The organism is Mesorhizobium sp. B2-3-11, from assembly GCF_006442215.1.
Classification (GTDB): domain Bacteria; phylum Pseudomonadota; class Alphaproteobacteria; order Rhizobiales; family Rhizobiaceae; genus Mesorhizobium; species Mesorhizobium salmacidum.
Genome location: NZ_VFVS01000008.1, coordinates 123,156 through 140,014, shown reverse-complemented (window position 1 = coordinate 140,014; position 16,859 = coordinate 123,156). Strand labels below are relative to the sequence as shown.

General features: G+C 59.4%; 11 protein-coding genes. 3 read left to right on the top strand and 8 right to left on the bottom strand.

What is annotated here, in order from left to right:
* Window positions 1–45 precede the first annotated feature (45 nt).
* A complete protein-coding gene (locus FJ960_RS13560) occupies window positions 46–1,137 on the bottom strand; it encodes an ABC transporter ATP-binding protein (RefSeq protein ID WP_140714532.1) in 1,092 nt (363 codons plus the stop codon).
* Between the two features lie 27 nt (window positions 1,138–1,164).
* On the bottom strand, window positions 1,165–2,073 hold the full coding sequence (gene iolE, locus FJ960_RS13555; RefSeq protein WP_140714530.1) for a myo-inosose-2 dehydratase: 909 nt from the start codon (window positions 2,071–2,073) through the stop codon (window positions 1,165–1,167).
* A gap of 274 nt (window positions 2,074–2,347) precedes the next feature.
* On the opposite strand from iolE, the gene FJ960_RS13550 reads away from it, so the two are divergent.
* Window positions 2,348–3,790 (top strand): PLP-dependent aminotransferase family protein, encoded by a 1,443-nt coding sequence (locus tag FJ960_RS13550; protein WP_246672783.1) that lies wholly within the window; start codon window positions 2,348–2,350, stop codon window positions 3,788–3,790.
* 404 nt (window positions 3,791–4,194) lie between these two features.
* On the opposite strand, the gene FJ960_RS13545 is transcribed toward FJ960_RS13550, so the two are convergent.
* Genes FJ960_RS13545 through FJ960_RS13535 form a run of 3 tightly spaced genes read right to left on the bottom strand, consistent with a single transcriptional unit; the run spans window position 4,195 to window position 6,043 of the window.
* Window positions 4,195–5,037: a DUF3618 domain-containing protein gene (locus tag FJ960_RS13545; RefSeq protein ID WP_140714526.1), complete on the bottom strand. Its 843-nt coding sequence runs from the start codon at window positions 5,035–5,037 to the stop codon at window positions 4,195–4,197.
* Window positions 5,034–5,426 (bottom strand): phage holin family protein, encoded by a 393-nt coding sequence (locus FJ960_RS13540; RefSeq protein ID WP_140508152.1) that lies wholly within the window; start codon window positions 5,424–5,426, stop codon window positions 5,034–5,036. Before FJ960_RS13540 ends, FJ960_RS13545 begins: the two co-directional genes overlap by 4 nt.
* On the bottom strand, window positions 5,423–6,043 hold the full coding sequence (locus FJ960_RS13535; RefSeq protein ID WP_140508150.1) for a hypothetical protein: 621 nt from the start codon (window positions 6,041–6,043) through the stop codon (window positions 5,423–5,425). The genes FJ960_RS13540 and FJ960_RS13535 overlap by 4 nt, the downstream gene beginning before the upstream one ends.
* A 430-nt stretch (window positions 6,044–6,473) precedes the next feature.
* On the opposite strand from FJ960_RS13535, the gene FJ960_RS13530 reads away from it, so the two are divergent.
* Together FJ960_RS13530 and FJ960_RS13525 are read left to right on the top strand one after the other, a co-directional pair.
* The gene (locus FJ960_RS13530) at window positions 6,474–6,905 is read left to right on the top strand and encodes a recombinase family protein (protein WP_348642358.1); all 432 of its coding nucleotides are present in this window, start codon (window positions 6,474–6,476) and stop codon (window positions 6,903–6,905) included.
* Between the two features lie 359 nt (window positions 6,906–7,264).
* Entirely contained in the window at window positions 7,265–7,705 is a 441-nt protein-coding gene (locus tag FJ960_RS13525; RefSeq protein ID WP_140714524.1) for an ion channel, read from the top strand.
* A gap of 397 nt (window positions 7,706–8,102) precedes the next feature.
* Here FJ960_RS13525 and FJ960_RS13520 read toward each other — a convergent pair whose 3' ends face one another.
* From FJ960_RS13520 to FJ960_RS13510, 3 genes are all read right to left on the bottom strand, one after another.
* Window positions 8,103–8,525: a hypothetical protein gene (locus FJ960_RS13520; protein ID WP_140714522.1), complete on the bottom strand. Its 423-nt coding sequence runs from the start codon at window positions 8,523–8,525 to the stop codon at window positions 8,103–8,105.
* 424 nt (window positions 8,526–8,949) lie between these two features.
* On the bottom strand, window positions 8,950–11,013 hold the full coding sequence (locus tag FJ960_RS13515; protein WP_140714520.1) for a response regulator: 2,064 nt from the start codon (window positions 11,011–11,013) through the stop codon (window positions 8,950–8,952).
* Window positions 11,014–11,023: 10 nt separating this feature from the next.
* The gene (locus FJ960_RS13510) at window positions 11,024–16,744 is read right to left on the bottom strand and encodes a HAMP domain-containing protein (RefSeq protein ID WP_140714667.1); all 5,721 of its coding nucleotides are present in this window, start codon (window positions 16,742–16,744) and stop codon (window positions 11,024–11,026) included.
* Window positions 16,745–16,859: the final 115 nt, after the last annotated feature.

The following is a 16,859-nucleotide window of genomic DNA, read 5'->3' as shown; positions in this document are numbered from 1 at the left end:
AGTACGGAGCGGCGAGTAAGTCTGCTTCTGCTGGACTGCGTCATTTCACTCTCCATCACTGTTGACCCTGTGGACGGCCGTGAGGCCGGCCGAATTGAAGAAGCATGCGTTCGACACATCAAAAGTGACCGCGATATTGGCGCCCACCGCGCCCCTGAAGTCGCGGCCAGCGCGGACCGAGACATTGCCGCCGCCGATGCGAACATTGACCAACGTCTCGTTGCCCATGGGTTCGACAACATAAATTTCACCAGGCAGCGCGTTGGGCGCGCCCGGTGCCGAAACGCTCATGTCTTCCGGCCGCAGCCCGATCTCGACCACTTGCGCCACACGGCATGCCGCCAGCCGGGCAGCGGGGATCGGAACCAGCGTTCCACCGATCGCGATGCCTTGTTCGGCAAGCGCGACCGGAAGGATGTTCATCGGCGGATTACCGACGAAGGTGGCCACGAAACGGTTGGCTGGGCGATCGTAGATATCGCCCGGCGGTGCCATCTGCTGCAGCTCACCGGCGTGCATCACCGCGACGAAGTCCGCCATGGTCAAAGCCTCGACCTGATCGTGGGTGACATAGAGGGTGGTTGCGCCAAGCCGCTGACAAAGCCGCTTGATCTCGCCGCGCATGGTCAGGCGCAACCTTGCGTCCAGGTTCGACAGCGGCTCGTCCATGAGGAAGGCCGCCGGATCGCGGACGATGGCACGCGCAAGCGCCACCCGTTGCCTCTGGCCGCCCGAGAGCTGGCGCGGCCGGCGATCGAGCAGGTGGCCGATCTCCAGAACCGCTGCGACCTCGTCGATCTTGGCGCGACGCTCGCCGTCCGGCATGCTGCGGATCCACAAGGGATAGCCGATGTTCTCGCCAACCGTCATCTGGGGATAGAGCGCATAGCTCTGGAACACCATGGCGATGTCGCGGTCGCGCGGCTGCAGCCGGGTGACCTCACGCTCGCCGATGAAAAGTTTGCCGGCGCTCGGCATGTCGAGACCGGCAAGGATGCGCAACGCCGTCGTCTTGCCGCAACCCGAAGGACCGAGCAGGGCCAGGAACATGTGGTCGGGGACGGCAAGGTCAAGCGAGCGCAAGACGTTCAGCGCGCCGTAGTTCTTGACCACACCTTGGTACAGGACAGAACTCATTGCCGCTCCCTAGCGCCCCGAAGGGTATCAGTTCTCCCGTTCCTTGACCTCGAAACCGGCCTCGAGGGCCAGGTCGCGCAGGTTGCGATAGCCCATCGTCGCATAGGTAAGCGGATGAGCCTTGCCAGGATCCTGTTCGGCCTCGACCACCAGCCAGCCGGCATAGCCATTGTCGGCGAGCACCCGCAAAAGCGTCAAATAGTCAATGGACCCATCTCCCGGCACGGTGAAGATGCCTTCCATCACCGCGCCCATGAAGCTCATATCCAGGGCGCGAGCGCGCTTCAGCACATCCGGGCGCACATCCTTGCAGTGCACGTGGACGACGCGGCCGACATGCCGCCGCAGCAACGTCTCGGGATCTCCGCCCGAAAACAGGCAATGGCCGGTGTCATAGAGGAGGCCAACGGCTTGCCCTGAACTGGCCATCAGCCTGCCGATCTCGTGATCGGTCTCGATGATGGTTCCCATGTGGTGGTGAAAGGCCATGCCGATGCCGAAATCCGCGAACCGTTCGGCCAGTCGCGTGATCTTGTTGCCGTAGGACTTCCACTCGCCGTCGGCAAGCTTGGGACGCTGCGAGATCGGATCGTGAATGGCGCCATGGCGGCCGCGCGAGGTATCGGCGTAGACGACGTGCTTGGCGCCGAGGTCGCGCAGCAGCGTCAGATGCGGCAGGATGGCGTCGAACTCCTCTTCGACCTCCTTTTCGCAGATCCGGCCATCGTACCAGCCGGAGACCAGCTTAAGATCATAGGCCGCGAGAACTGCAGCCAGCGCCTTGCTGGCACGCGGGAACTTGCCGCCGAGCTCCGTTCCCGCATAGCCGGCTTCGGCCGTTTCGGAAAGGCAGACCTCGAGTGGTGTATCCCCGCCCAGCTCGGGCACGTCGTCGTTGCTCCATGTGATCGGATTTATGCCTATGCGGACAGCCATCATCGCTCCTCATCGGACAGGCCATGCCGTTGCTGGCGGCGCCTCATCTGAACCCAATCAGGTCGGTGAAGGCGTTCCGCGTGTGGTCTGTCCGGCCCGTCGCTTCCTGTTTCTTTTCATCTAAGCGCCGATCTGTCTCCATCGCGAGAGCCAGTTTGACGGGAAGTGAAGGTGCCAGTTTCAATTGGCGCGGCGCTCGCTTAAGCTCGATCAGCTCTCTTGCCGCGAGGCCTTTCCGATGCAGATATCAAGGCGAAGGCGCCAAGCCTTTCCGATGGACGCGCTGATTATCGATCGGACAATCGATGAACCGATCCATCGCCAGCTCTATCGGCAGATTGCCGCCATGATCCGTGGGCGTCGTCTGGCGCCGGGATCGGAATTGCCATCGACGCGGGCTCTGGCTGAGGATCTGGGCCTCGCCCGCAACACTATCGTCGGTGCGTATGACCAGTTGGCGACGGAAGGCTATCTCGCAAGCCGGCAGGGCGCGCGCCCGGTGGTCATCGACCTGCCCGTGAACTCGACCGATCTAGGCAGCAAACCCATGGCCACGGCAATCCAGCGCCCGCTTTCCAGGCGCGGCGAGAGCCTGATGCAGCAACCCTTCCATCACGGATCGCCGGGACGCTTTGCCTTTCATCCGGGCATGCCGGACCCGCAAAACTTCCCGTTTGGCGTCTGGGGCAGGCTGCTCGCACGCCGGGCAACGTTTGGCGCCGACATGTTGTTCGGTACCTATCATGTGACCGGCCTGCCGGCGCTCAAGGAAGCGATTGCCGGCTATCTGATCTCGGCCAGGGGGGTGCGGTGTTCTCCCGAACAGATCGTCGTGACGACGGGAGCGCAGGCGGCGTTCGATCTGCTGGCGCGTCTGCTGCTCGATCCGGGCGACACGGTCTGGCTGGAGGAACCGGGCTATTACGCGGCCAAGGCGACTTTCACGGTCGCCGGCGCCAATATTGTGCCGCTTGTCGTTGACCGCGACGGCTGGCAGATGAACCAGCCCGAGGTTTCACCGCGCCTGATCTACGTGACGCCCGCCTGCCAGCATCCTCTGGGGATCACGATGCGCATGGACCAGCGGCTGCGGCTATTCGAAATCGCCGAGCGCAACAATTCCTGGATCATCGAAGATGATTTCGACGGCGAGTACAGATTTCAGGGAAGGCCGGTCCCCGCCATACAGAGCATGGATTACGCTGACCGGGTCATCTATGTCGGCACCTTTGCCAAGTTGCTGTTTCCGGCGCTCAGGCTGGGGTTCATGGTCTTGCCCGCCGCCTTGTGCAAGGGCATTCCGCATGCGCTGAGCACCACCGGGCAATTCGCACCCCTGGTGCTTCAGGCGGCGCTAGCCGATTTCATCGATGAAGGTCACATGAGCCGCCACCTCAAGCGCATGCGCCGCATTTACGCCGAGCGACGCAAGTTTTTCTACGAATTGTGCGAGACCGAACTGGCCGATCACATCACTCTTTCGGCGGCGGAAGCCGGTATCCAGGTCGTTGCCTCGCTTCACGAACGTTGTGACGACCGGGCGGTCGTGCATTGTGCCGACAAACTCGGTGTCAACGCATCGCCGCTGTCGAAATATTACTGGTCATCCTCCGGCAATGGCCTGGTGCTTGGCTATGCCGCCTGCAACAAGGCCGAGAGCGAGGCGGGAATGCGACGTCTACGCCAGGCCATCGAGCACGTACGGGCCTTGCCGTGAGCCCGTCTGCCCGCGATGAAGTGGTGGTTGGCGCCGCCAGACTGCCGCCGGTGTTTCGGTCAAGTATTGCCAACTACTCGGTGCTAACTACGTCCGGGTTATTCTGAAGGGTGAAACATCCGGAAATGGGGCGGACTGAATGGCAGGCCCGAGGATTTACAAGGAGGTTGAGACTTGCCGCTTCGCTTCGGTCCACCGTTGCCGATCCGCTGCACAGCGTGCTCCGCTATGCGCCGAATTTGCTGCTCCCTTGGAGCAGGCTGTGCAACCGGCTCGACCCCAGGCGAAGGTTAGTTGGGCAGCTATCGGCCAATGTTGAAAAAGCTGTCCTAACGTTCGCCGACCAGAATACCGCCGATGGCTCCAGCTCTGTTTTTACACCATCACAGTTGGGGACTACACACCTAGGATTTTTGCTCTGGAGGACGAGAGACCCTTTCGCGTACGGACTGCTCTGTCGTGTCAGCCGCAGACTTGACGATTTCACCAATCTGGTCGGCCACCGTGCCTGCTTGTGTGTCCTGCCGTCCAGCTTCCTGCTTGATCGTCTCATAGGCGTCTGCGGCAACCTGCTTGGCCTGATCGACGCCTTGCTCGAGTATGCTCTCCGAGGTCTGGCGAAGCTTCTCGCGATATCCGCCCAGTTGCTCATCCTCCATCGCGGTATGGGGCAGCATGGCGCCTATCGCGGCGCCGATGGCGAGACCGACCGCCGCAACAGCCAAGGGCTGATCATTCAATAGCTCCTGTGCCGAGCGGCTGGCTTTCGCAGCCATCCCGCCAGCCGTCGATCCTGCACTGGCAGCGTTGCTCGCCAGTCCTTCGGCGGCCCCGCTTGCTGCTCCTGATATTGTGGCGCCAACGCTGCTTGCGGCCGACGAGAGCGCTTCAGCGGTTTCGGAGAGCGTGCTGCCCAGGCCGCCGCCCTCCGCCTCGTCACGCCCGCTGGGGGGAGTAGGCGCCGCATACGCGGCCGGGGGGTCGCGCCTGCCGTTCGACGGACCGCTGCCCAGCATCAGCCAAGCCAGACCTGCGCCCACCATAGTCACGGGCAAGGGATTGTCCCTGACCTGTGTTCTCAGGTTGTCGAGCATGGCCGAACTTTCTCCCCCGGAGAAGATGCCGGTGAATTCGTCCAGCAATTGCCCCGGGGTCATCTTGCCTCGAATGGATTCGGCGGTTTCCACTACCCTGGCGCGCGCGGCCTCCGCCTCGCGTTCAAGTTCGGCTGCGGATTTGTCGGTCATCTCACTTGTTCCTTGATTACATTCGCGTCGCGCCTGAGCTGTTCCTGCGTCCGGTCAGGAGTCAGTTCGGAAGGCGCCATGCTTGCCATCCCGGTGCGCAGCAGGATGACGCCAAGAATTGCTACCACCGCGCCGACCAACAGGGAGGACCACCCGGCGCCCAACCCTGCCCGAGTCAATGCGATGACCAGTGCTTGCAGCAGTACGATCAGAGCCGCGAGCAGGCAGATTGCTCCGCCCAGCACCTCAGCGGCGCCAGCGCCCGTTTTGGTAAGCTTTTCTGAAAGCTCCGCCCGCAGAAGCCTGGCTTCGGTTTGCACCAGCGTGGTGACGTTCTGGGCCAAGTCGGTCACTAGGGTCGCGAGGCTGGGATTGTCCTGAGTGTTCATCTGTCTTGCTCCGCATCCTGCGTAGTCAGGGCGTCATCGGCATTGCCATAGCCTCGGGAGGCTCGGGACCTGTCAGCCGACCAATCAGCAGCTCGAACGGTCTGCGAGTTGGCTTCTCGCGGGGCACTCCGAGGTGCTTCGGGGCTCGTCGGTGGGGAAGCTTTGATGAACCGTCCAAGCGCCAATCCAGCCAATACGGAGCCAGCGAGCAGGGCACCGGGGTTTTGCCGGCCGAAGGACTGCACATCCTCAAGCACCTGGCCGAACGGTTTTTGTTTCAATGAGGAGGAAAGCCGCTCCAGGCCGCCGGCGGCGTCCAAGGCAAATTTCGATGCAGTCCTTTCATCATTGTTGGCCAGGTGATCGCTGGCCGCGCGTAGCGCGCCGCCCAACGCCGCCAAGCTCGATGCAATGTCGCGCTGCGTCTCCTGCGCCTTGTCCGAAACAACCTGCGTTGCTTCTGTCGCGTAGTCGCCAGCCTTGCGGGTCAGTTCGTCGCGGGCATCGTGAAGCAACTCGCTTGCGCGCTCTTTTTCCCGGGCAAGTCTGTCGGAAACGTCACTTGTCGCCTTGTCGAAATCAGCGGGGTTACGGCCCTGGCCGTCATTACGTTGCATGGGTCACCTAGTGAAAACCGAGGAAGGAGAGGACCGCGAGCACGACAACGACGAGGCCGATAAGATAGATGACACTGTTCATGGCACGTTCCTCCGTGCTGCTCCAACTTCATGGAACCTGCGATGTTCCGTCGGCCAAGAGCTTTTTGGGTCCAAGAGCAACGCGGGGAGAGTTGGCCGAAAGTTCCTTGTGAGAAAGAATGCTTCCGAGCCAATCCACCTGAGCTACCGTCAAAGTGCGCTTGAGAGAGATCGCTTGACCAAGTTAGGGTCCACCTGCCCACCCGAATGCCAGGACCGCAATGACCCACGCTCCTATCGAGACACTGTCCAGCCGCGCACAGCGGTGGGCGATCGGACTGACCGAGCAGAAAAGCATCACCGGCAATGGCCTCGCATGCTGTCGAGGGCACCCGAGGACGTTTGAGCCATGTCGAGCGCCGTCGCGTACTATCGGTTGTCAACTCATAGGCAGGGCCGGTCAGGCCTTGGCATCGAGGCGCAGCGTGCCGCCGTGGCTCGCTGCACGGAAGCCGACGGCATTGCGATCGTCGATGAGTTTACCGAGATCGAAACGGGCAAAGGCTCGGATGCTCTCGACCACCGGCCTCAACTGGCAGCGGCCCTCGCCCTCGCGCGCCGGGCCAAATGCCCGGTCATTGTTGCTAAGCTCGATCGATTGTCGCGCAACGTTGCCTTCATCCCTGGGCTTAGGGTGCAACGTGTTCCGTTCATCGTGGCTGAACTTGGCGCAGATGCCGATCCGTTCATGCTGCACCTCTACGCAGCGCTTGCCGAGAAGGAGCGGCGGCTGATCTCGGGACCAAGGCCGCCCTTGCCTCGCGCAAGACCACCGGCATGAAGCTCGGCAACCCACCAACACCTGCCGAAGCAGCTGCCAAGGCATCTCATGCCGCTGAAGTTCACTTTGAGGATCTGTCTTCATTCCCTACACGACATTGCGCTACTTATCCTTCCTCTGCCTGCCGTCCAGGCCAAAGTTGAGCGCTCTCTGGCGCGTCAATTCCATTGAAGCGAATTCGTTGCCATGGATCTCGATCGTATCGGCGCCGGCAAGAAATACCGTTGCGGGCAAACGCTTGTCCGCGGCCTGGGGGCGAGCCGGACGAGCCAATCAGCCGCGCCGCAGAAAACCAGACCTTCACACAGGCACCGATTTGGGCGATCAACACGAAGCCTTCCTCAAACGGTGCACCCATAATGAACGTCATCGCAGTCAGTCTCGTATCGCTCGTTCTGGCAATCGCGTGCGTTCTCGTCCACTATGAGGCTTTCAAAATGGTCGCGAGCTCGGCCCGGTCAGCCGAGATCGGCGGATTTCCGAGCCGAGGACGATTGCTGATCGTTATTTTTGGAGCGCTTGCCGCGCATACTGTCGAGATTACGTTCTACGGTTTCGTCTTCTGGGGCCTTCATAGCTGCGGCCTGTTAGGCGAAATCGTCGGAAAAATCTCCGATGGCTGGATCGACTTCCTGTATTTCTCCATCACCAACTATACAACGCTGGGAGTCGGTGACATCAGGGCCGAGGGTCCGATGCGACTGATTGCCTCTTCAGAGGCACTCACCGGCCTGGTGCTGTTAAGCTGGACAGCGTCGTTCACCTACCTGTCCATGGAGAATTTTTGGAAGAGGAGGTAGAGCCGGAGATCGTCGCGGTCGGCTTCGGTCGGGAGGCCACAACCGATCCGCAGTGTCCTTAATCGACAGCGCCCTAGACGTAGGAATTTATTCTGAATGTGGAGCGGCTCCAGAAACGGTTCCCTCAGCGGGCGCGCTTTAGATCTGTGACCGCGCCGGATTGATGAAACTCTCGAACGGCGCCTACCGAGCCTTGGTCTCTGAGGCGGCGCGAACTGCCGCTACTGCGTGATCCCGGTTGAGGCGGACATTCCTTCGAAATCGTGACCCAATGCGCCGGGTACGTACTACCTCAAAGCTTTCCAAATCGGCTCCGATCGCCAGGGAACGAATCTGCGACGAACTCGGGGCTAATGGTTCTCACTGCAGCGGCACGCCCTTCATGGGTATTCCCCCGTCACATGCCCCTAGCGACGTCTTCGATCAGCTTGACGACGAGATTGCGAAACCTCTCCCCAGACCTATCCCCCAGATTTCCAACAGCCTCGGCCACCATACCCGGTGAAGAAACCGACACCTCTCCACTTAGCTGAACGTTGACGGTGAATGCCCTTCTGGCCGTCTTTTTCAATCCTGGTTTTCGGAAGATTTGGAACCGAACAGCGGGCGTTAACACTCTGCCACGGCGCCGCGGTGCCGTGTCTATATCGATCGTCATCTCGCCCGCCACCTCGGCCTTGGCCGCTTCTAACGAGGCAACAACGACATCGTTTAGCCAAGCACTGGCTTTGGTGGCAAAGTCCGTCACTGGGACATTCGCATCCTGCTCTTGCTGGTAGGCTGTCTTGCCGCGCTCGAGGGCTTCTCTGAACTTAGTCATCCCAATCGCCTCCGGCTTTGTCTGCGCATGAAGCTGATCCTCAGATCGGCGACTGCTCTGCCAATAGAACGCATGTTATCGGTGTACGTTGCGTGGGCTGGTTTCTGCGCCCATGCCGATTTTCCGAAAGCTCGCTGCTGATGACCGTTGCAACAACGCGACGTAGAGAAAGTCGTCGCAGTGGGTTAGGGCCTCCATGCCAAAGCTTCGCGGGAATACGCGAGGCAGAAAGTTCGAAAAGCTTCTAGAACCCCACAAACTGGGCGCCTAGGCGGACGACGCCTAGGCCGACAATGAGGTAGAGTGAATATATTACGTCGCGGAGCCACGACGCTTCGCGTTGGCCGGATTGCTTCATATCCGGATGCGACCGCATTCCACTGGGTCGATCAGCCGAGCCTTGTTTGCGTCGCTTAACCCGGTTTTAGGTTGCCTGTAGGGCCGCATTGCCGCCCAGCTGCAGGATGCTCCTGACGAGGTCTTTTTCGCGGAAAGGCTTGCCCAGCAACGGGACGTCAGCCGGCCGATCGGCAATCGCTTCCGCATCAGCATAACCAGTTATGAGGATTGCCGGCCAATCCGAGCGGAGATTGCGCGCAAACCGAATAACGTCCACACCAGAGACGAGCGGCATAGCGAAGTCGGTCACGATGACGTCGAACTCACCTGGCGTTCGTTCGATAATCGCCAGCGCTTCCGCGCCCCCTGCTGCGCAGGTCACTTTGAAGCCACGGCGCCTGAGCGACTCGGCCGTCAATTGCAGTAGCACACTGCTGTCGTCGATGAGCAGGATAGACGGGAACGCCTTGCGGGTGCCTGTTTGTATCTCTTCTACATCGAGCTCTGTTACGTCGCCGGCTGGTTGCTCGGTCGAGCGCGGCAACCAAAGTTCCATAGTAGTCCCACGACCAACGACACTGTCTATACGGAGCGATCCGCCGGACTGCTTCATGAAACCGTAGACCGTGCTGAGACCCAAGCCCGTTCCTTTGCCGACCGGCTTGGTGGTGAAGAACGGTTCGACGACTTTGGCCAAAATATCCTGCGGGATGCCGGCACCAGTGTCCTTGATGGTGATGACCACATAGTCGCCAGGCGTTAGATCTTCGGATGCGGTCTTGATAGTGCGGTTCTTCGCGAGCACGCTTATTGTTCCACCCGAAGGCATAGCGTCACGTGCATTGAAAACCAAGTTCATCAAGGCCAACTCCAATTGGCCGACATCGACGTGCGGCGGCCAAACGGTATCATCGACCATCCAATCAAAGCGGACCAGGCCGCCCAACACCGGAGCCACCAGCCCGTTCATCGTGTCCCCAAGCGCTGCGAGGCGTACGGCTGTTGGCTTCAGATTTTGCCGTCGCGAGAAGGCGAGCATACGGGTCACGAGTTCCGCGCCTTGTTTTGCCGAACGCCGGGTCAAGTCCATAATCGGCCGCGCCTTCTCGTCGAGCGTTACGTGCCGCTCAAGCAATCCCAGCCCACTGAGAATTGCGGCGAGAAGATTGTTGAAGTCATGCGCCAGTCCACCGGTAAGTTTGCCGATGGCGTCGAGGCGCTGTGATTGGAGAAGCTGGTCCTCAAGTCCGCGACGTTCGGTTACATCCAGCAACGTGCCCAGAATTTCTTGTCGACGTCCGTCGCCCTTCGATAGGACACCTTGGTCCAGAAAGATGCGGTATTTCCCATCGGCGCACTGCCAGCGGAATTCGCAGGTGTAGAAGCCGTTTGCCTTTGCAGCCAGCAAAGCTTCCTTCACCGTTGGCAGGTCATCTGGATGGACCCGGCCTAGCCCGAAGTGCGGATCCGACGTGAGTCGCTCCGGTGGAAATCCCGTTAAGCGTTCCACCCCTTTTGTCACAAAGCGGGCTGCGAAGGGCGGCTCGGCGGCTCTCGCATGAAAGCAGACGGGCAAGGAACTGAGGATAGCTTCCTGACGCTCTTCGGCGTTGCGCAGCGATCGCTCGGCTTCGAGCTTTTCCTTTTCGGCCTGAAGGGCCTTTGCCAGCAAGCCTTGCTCGGCGACCGCGTTGCGTTGGATTTCCCGGGTCTTTTCGTGAAGCTCGACGAAGACAGCCACCTTTGAGCGCAACATGACCGGGTCGAACGGCTTGAACACATAATCCACAGCGCCTGCATCGTAGCCGCGCAGCATATGAGCATCTTCCTTGTTGATGGCCGTAAGGAAGATGAGGGGCGTACGTTTGGACTGTTCACGCTGGCGGATGAGGTCCGCTGTTTCGTAGCCGTCCAAACCCGGCATCAGCACGTCCAGCAAAATAACAGCGAAATCCTCTTTCAAAAGGCGACGCAAGGCCTCCTCGCCGGATTGTACTGCCACAATCTCCGCGATCGGGCTGAGGACCTCTTCAATCGCTAGCAGATTGCGTTCGTCGTCGTCGACGGCAAGGACACGTGCCTTCGTCGGATCATTGGCGAGGGCCTCGAACTGCGACTTCTTCGATCGTATCCGCGACAGCTTTGCCATCGAACACCCGTCAGTTTACTGCCATCAGCATTTTTCCCGCATTCTCGCCCCGCGCCCGCGAGCGACCGATCCAGACCCGGAGCAAGGCCAGCAGGAGATCGAGGTCGACCGGCTTGGCAATATAGTCGGAAGCACCGGCGTCCAGACATTTCTGCCGGTCACCTTTCATTGCCTTCGCGGTCACCGAAATCAGGGGGATGTGAGAGATTGCGGGCGTATTGCGTATCAAACGCATCGTCTCATACCCGTCCATCTCCGGCATCATGATGTCGATCAACGCAGCGTCGACATCCGGCGCTTGTTCCAGGAGCGCGATCCCGTCGCGGCCACGCTCGGCGTGCATCACCTCTATGTCGAACGTCTCTAGAACGCTGGTCAGCGAGTAGATGTTGCGGATGTCGTCATCGACTATCAGCACCTTAGCGCCGGCAAGATCGGCCCTATCGTCGGCTTGCTCCGTTTCTGTGTGTCCATCCGGACGCTGGTCACCTGGGAGTGTTGCGGAAATATGTAAAGCCAATTGAGCGAAATTCTCGGCCCTCGGCGTGTCCTTCCAGGTTGGGTTCAAGGCCAGCACTTGGTCAATTGCATCCGAGTGGGGAGCGAAGAACAACAGTGGCGGAAGAACGTCCGCGAATTCGCTGGAAAGTTCATCCAGGGCCTGCGCGTTGTCCTTGGCGGACCTGCCGAAGCCGAGCACAATCGCATCATAGGAGGCCATATCTATATCATCCTCTGCGTTCGCGGCAATTCGGCCGATTGCAGCGACCGAGGTCACCCCGTCGCGGATCGCTTCGACTAAGGATAGCCGGCGTTCCGGATCCGGGTCGGCCACCAGGACCCGCCGCTGAACGCGAAGTTTCCTAGAATGGATGTCCTGAAACACCGTCATCAACTCTTCGGATGATACAGGCTTCGTGGAGATGCTCGATGCACCTTTTCGGGCCAGACCTTCGAGGTCCTCGGCCCCAGAAATTACATGAACTGGAATGCCCTTGGTCTTGTGATCATGACGGAGCAGATCAAAGAGCACCCACCCGTCAATATCCGAAAGTCCAATATCCAAGGTGATCGCATCGGGAACCAGCTTGCGAGCCAGCGCCAGAGTGCCTGATCCGGCGGTTGAGAGCACTCCCTTAAGACCAGCCGATCGCGCCAGGCCGAGCAGCAACCCTCCGAAGGTCGGGTCGTCCTCAACGATTAGAACGACCCTGTCCTCCGCCGATATCGAATCGCGATCGTCCATCAGTTCGGCCGATGGCGGACTGCTCAAGGTTGCGCCGGTAGCGATACTCTCAGTAGCAGGAATCAGTTCGGGATCCGCTGTCACTGCAACTCGTGGCCCATCCAGCGGAATGACGAGCGTGAATGTCGAACCTTTACCAGGAGTGCTTTCGACCCTCAGTTCTCCGCCGAGCAGACGGGCGATCTCGCGACTGATCGAGAGGCCAAGACCAGTGCCGCCATACTTCCGGCTGGTGGTGCCGTCGGCCTGCTGGAAGGCCTCGAAAATCAGCTTTTGTTTGTCTTCTGGAATCCCTATGCCAGTGTCGGACACGGCGATCGCCAATGCTTTTATCGACTTTTTGGCACCGTTGCGGCGTCCGGCTTTCTCGTATCGGAAATTCAAGCTGACTTCACCGTGAGAGGTAAACTTGAACGCGTTGGAAAGCAGATTAAGGACAATTTGCTGGAGGCGCTTTTCGTCCGTGCGTACCGTGTCGGGCAGCGCGGAATCGACAGTGATGGCAAAGCCTAGGCCCTTGTCGGCAGCAAGCTGGCGGAATGTCCGCTCCATATGCTGGCGCAGATGCGCCACAGGCATATCATTAATGTCAATTGAGACGGTCCCGGATTCAATCTTCGACAAATCGAGAATGTCGTTGATGAGGCTGAGTAGGTCCGTGCCGGCCGAATTGATCGTCCGCGCGAACTCGATCTGCTTCTCGTTCAGATTGCCCTGCTGGTTGGCCGCCAGAAGATTCGAAAGAATGAGCAGAGAATTCAGTGGAGTCCTGAGCTCATGGCTCATATTGGCGAGAAACTCTGACTTATATTTTGATGTAAGCGCCAGCTGCTCGGCTTTTTCCTCAAGCGCCCTTCGCGCCATCTCGATTTCAAGATTCTTGTTTTCGACCTGCTTCTTTTCGTTTTCCAGAAGCTGCGCCTTTTCCTGCAGCTCTTCGTTTGTGGCGTGCAATTCCTCCTGCTTCTTGGTCAGTTCCGTCTGACGGGCCTGCAATTCGGACGTAAGCAGCTGGGACTGTTTGAGGAGACCTTCGGTGCGCATCGTAGCCGCGATGGTGTTGAGAACGATACCGACGGATTCCATCAGCTGGTTGAGGAATGACTGATGCGTGTCGCGAAATTCGCTGAAAGATGCGAGCTCGATGACGGCCTTGACCTCATCTTCAAACAAGGCCGGAAGAATGATGATATTGGCAGGCGAGGCACTGCCAAGGCCGGATGTTACGCGCAAAAAGTCTGGCGGCACGTTATCAAGCATGATGGCGCGCTTGTCGGCTGCACTTTGACCGACGAGCCCCTCCCGCAGATCGAGGCGGTGTTTGATGGCCGCTTTACTCTCGGCGCCATAAGATGCCGCCAGCTCCAGATAGGACTCCTCTTGGTCGCGATTGGTCACGTAGAAGACGCCGTACTGCGCGTTTACCAGAGGTGCGAGTTCGGACATGATAAGACGTGATACGGTAGCCAGATCCCGCTCGCCCTGGAGCATGCGCGAGAAACGGGCGAGATTGGTCTTCAACCAGTCCTGCTCAGCATTCTTCAGCGTCTGATCCTTAAGGTTGCGGATCATCTCGTTGATGTTGTCCTTGAGCGCAGCGACCTCACCTGACGCCTCGACACTAATCGAGCGTGTCAGATCGCCCTTCGTCACAGCGGTCGAGACTTCGGCGATTGCGCGCACCTGGGTGGTCAGATTCGCGGCAAGCTGATTGACGTTGTCGGTCAGATCTCGCCACAGCCCTGCCGCGCCCGGCACGCGTGCCTGGCCGCCAAGTTTTCCTTCTATGCCGACTTCGCGCGCGACGTTGGTAACCTGGTCGGCAAACGTCGCGAGCGTTTCAATCATGCCATTGATGGTGTCTGCCAGAGAAGCGATTTCGCCTTTCGCGTCGACCATCAATTTGCGCTTGAGATTGCCTTGAGCGACGGCGGTGACGACTTCGGCAATACCGCGAACCTGATTGGTCAGATTCGTCGCCATGAGATTGACGTTGTCCGTCAAGTCTTTCCACGTGCCGGCGACGCCACGTACTTGGGCCTGCCCACCAAGCTTGCCTTCGGTGCCGACCTCACGCGCCACGCGCGTTACCTCGCCGGCGAAGGAATTCAGCTGGTCCACCATGGTGTTTATGGTCGACTTTAGTTCGAGGATTTCGCCTTTCACGTCGACGGTAATCTTCTTTGAGAGATCGCCGCGCGCGACCGCCGTCGTGACTTCGGCGATATTGCGAACTTGGCCGGTGAGATTTTCGGCCATGGAATTCACGTTATCCGTCAGATCCTTCCATGTTCCGGCGACACCGCGCACCTGCGCCTGCCCGCCCAATTTGCCCTCGGTGCCAACTTCCCGGGCCACACGCGTGACCTCCCCGGCAAACGAATTCAGCTGGTCGACCATGGTATTGATCGTCGATTTCAGCTCGAGGATTTCGCCTTTCACATCGACGGTAATCTTTTTCGAAAGATCGCCGAGAGCCACCGCGGTGGTCACTTCCGCGATGTTGCGGACCTGGCCCGTCAGGTTGGCTGCCATCGCGTTGACATTGTCAGTCAGGTCCTTCCAAGTTCCCGCCACGCCTCGCACCTGGGCCTGGCCACCCAGCTTGCCGTCGGAACCGACCTCGCGGGCAACGCGCGTTACTTCGGAGGCAAAGGAATTCAGCTGATCAACCATCGTGTTGATCACGTCCTTGATCTGCAGGATCTCGCCGAGCGCATCGACGGTAATTTTCTGGGTGAGGTCGCCAGTCGCAATTGCCGTAGCCACCTTCGACACGTCGCGCAGCTGTACGGTCAGATTGCCTGCCATGGCATTGACATTGTCGGTCAGGTCCTTCCACGTGCCGCCAACGCCTTCGACGTGCGCCTGACCACCCAGCTTGCCTTCCGAGCCGACCTCACGCGCCACGCGGGTCACCTCGGAGGCGAAGGAGTTCAACTGGTCGACCATCGTATTGACGGTATCCTTCAGCTCAAGGATTTCACCTTTCACGTCAACGGTGATCTTCTTTGAGAGATCGCCTCGGGCGACCGCCGTGGTCACTTCGGCAATGTTGCGGACTTGCCCTGTCAGGTTTGCCGCCATCAGATTGACGTTGTCGGTCAGATCCTTCCAAGTACCCCCGACGCCCCTCACCTCCGCCTGGCCACCGAGCTTGCCTTCGGTTCCCACCTCACGCGCAACGCGGGTCACCTCCGAAGCAAAGGAGTTCAACTGATCAACCATCGTGTTGATGGTGTCCTTGAGCTCAAGGATCTCGCCCTGCACGGCCACGGTTATTTTTTTTGATAGATCGCCCGAAGCGACCGCAGTCGTGACCTCGGCAATGTTTCGCACCTGGCCGGTGAGGTTTTCGGCCATCGAATTGACGTTGTCAGTCAGATCCTTCCATGTCCCTGCCACGCCCCGCACCTGGGCTTGGCCCCCGAGCTTGCCTTCCGTGCCCACCTCACGTGCAACGCGCGTCACTTCCGAAGCGAAGGAATTGAGCTGATCGACCATGGTGTTGATGGTATTCTTAAGTTCGAGGATCTCGCCCTTCACGTCGACGGTGATCTTCTTCGAAAGGTCGCCCAACGCGACCGCAGTCGTAACCTCGGCGATGTTGCGCACTTGGCCCGTGAGGTTTTCAGCCATCGAATTCACGTTGTCGGTCAAGTCTTTCCAGGTACCACCAACGCCTTCGACACGGGCCTGACCGCCGAGCTTGCCTTCGGTGCCCACCTCGCGAGCAACACGGGTCACTTCCGAGGCAAATGAGTTCAACTGATCAACCATCGTGTTGATGGTTTTCTTGAGTTCGAGGATTTCGCCTTTGACATCGACCGTGATCTTCTTTGACAAATCACCGGAGGCGACTGCTGTGGTCACTTCGGCAATGTTGCGCACCTGCCCAGTGAGATTGGTGGCCATAGCGTTGACGTTGTCGGTCAGGTCCTTCCATGTGCCAGCCACGCCCTTCACACGGGCCTGTCCACCCAACTTTCCCTCAGTGCCTACCTCGCGCGCGACACGCGTCACCTCCGATGCAAAAGAGGCCAGTTGCCCGACCATAGTGTTGACAATCTTGCCAATGCGCAGGAACTCGCCACGCAGCGGTCGGCCATCGATTTCGACCATCATCGTTTGAGACAGGTCGCCCTTCGCAACGGCGCCGATGACGCGGGCCACTTCCGCCGTGGGCTGGACCATGTCTTCGATGAGGTCGTTGACTGACCGGACGCTGGATTCCCAACTGCCAGTAGCATTGCGAACATGGCCGCGCTCGCCGATCCGGCCATCCTTGCCCACCACCCTGCTCAGGCGTTCGAACTCGCGTGTCACCTGATCGTTCAGTTCGACGATCTGGTTGAAGGTCTCGGCGATGTCGGAGTCTATACCCTCATAAACATTATCGATGCGGACCGAGAAGTCTCCCCGTCTGAATGCTTTCAAGGAATTGAGAACTTGTCGGCGATCTAATTGCTTTCTTGATGCCTGCACGCTCACATTGCCACTCCCACCCCAGCGGTTTTCAAATGTTGATTATCTAATGAATCCGCCCCCCGCGGCCAAAGATGCACCTCGCCGCAACGGTGACAACGTGGAATGCATCGAT

Excerpts from the sequence above, each read along its gene's own strand:
- FJ960_RS13560 (WP_140714532.1), bottom strand. The coding sequence starts at position 1,137 with ATGAGTTCTGTCCTGTACCAAGGTGTGGTCAAGAACTACGGCGCGCTG.
- iolE (WP_140714530.1), bottom strand. The coding sequence starts at position 2,073 with ATGGCTGTCCGCATAGGCATAAATCCGATCACATGGAGCAACGACGAC.
- FJ960_RS13550 (WP_246672783.1), top strand. The coding sequence starts at position 2,348 with ATGGACGCGCTGATTATCGATCGGACAATCGATGAACCGATCCATCGC.
- FJ960_RS13545 (WP_140714526.1), bottom strand. The coding sequence starts at position 5,037 with ATGACCGACAAATCCGCAGCCGAACTTGAACGCGAGGCGGAGGCCGCG.
- FJ960_RS13540 (WP_140508152.1), bottom strand. The coding sequence starts at position 5,426 with ATGAACACTCAGGACAATCCCAGCCTCGCGACCCTAGTGACCGACTTG.
- FJ960_RS13535 (WP_140508150.1), bottom strand. The coding sequence starts at position 6,043 with ATGCAACGTAATGACGGCCAGGGCCGTAACCCCGCTGATTTCGACAAG.
- FJ960_RS13530 (WP_348642358.1), top strand. The coding sequence starts at position 6,474 with ATGTCGAGCGCCGTCGCGTACTATCGGTTGTCAACTCATAGGCAGGGC.
- FJ960_RS13525 (WP_140714524.1), top strand. The coding sequence starts at position 7,265 with ATGAACGTCATCGCAGTCAGTCTCGTATCGCTCGTTCTGGCAATCGCG.
- FJ960_RS13520 (WP_140714522.1), bottom strand. The coding sequence starts at position 8,525 with ATGACTAAGTTCAGAGAAGCCCTCGAGCGCGGCAAGACAGCCTACCAG.
- FJ960_RS13515 (WP_140714520.1), bottom strand. The coding sequence starts at position 11,013 with ATGGCAAAGCTGTCGCGGATACGATCGAAGAAGTCGCAGTTCGAGGCC.